This is a genomic window from Vibrio sp. 1580 (assembly GCF_033340055.1).
Genome location: NZ_JAWOVT010000665.1, coordinates 1 through 531, shown reverse-complemented (window position 1 = coordinate 531; position 531 = coordinate 1). Strand labels below are relative to the sequence as shown.

Sequence of the window (531 nt, the reverse complement as noted above, 5' to 3'; positions counted from 1 at the left end):
CTCTGAGGGAGCCTATTACATTATTTTGAATATAAAGACTAATTAATCGCTACCAAACAGGTCGCGGGTGTAAACTTTATCAGCCACATCAGCTAGTTCCTCAACCATGCGGTTAGAAACAATAACATCAGACATTTGTTTGAACTCTTCAATATCGCGGATAACGGCAGAATGGAAGAACTCATCTTCCTGCAGTACCGGCTCGTAAACCACTACTTCAATACCTTTCGCTTTAATACGTTTCATAATGCCTTGAATAGACGAAGCGCGGAAGTTATCTGAACCAGCTTTCATAATTAAGCGGTAAATGCCCACTACTTTTGGTTCTCGCTTGAGAATAGATTCTGCGACAAAATCTTTACGAGTGCGGTTCGCATCAACGCTTGCACCAATGATGTTATTAGGAACTTCTTGGTAGTTTGCTAACAATTGCTTTGTATCTTTTGGTAAGCAGTAACCACCATAACCGAATGACGGGTTGTTGTAGTGATTGCCAATACGAGGGTCTAAGCCAACACCTTCTATAATTTG

At 40.9% G+C, this 531-nt stretch carries 1 protein-coding gene; it reads right to left on the bottom strand.

Going from position 1 to position 531, the window contains the following annotated elements; translation table 11 throughout:
• Nucleotides 1-42 precede the first annotated feature (42 nt).
• Nucleotides 43-531, bottom strand: a 489-nt coding sequence (locus R7093_RS27735) for a UDP binding domain-containing protein (RefSeq protein ID WP_318147344.1), incomplete at its 5' end; no start/stop codon positions are given.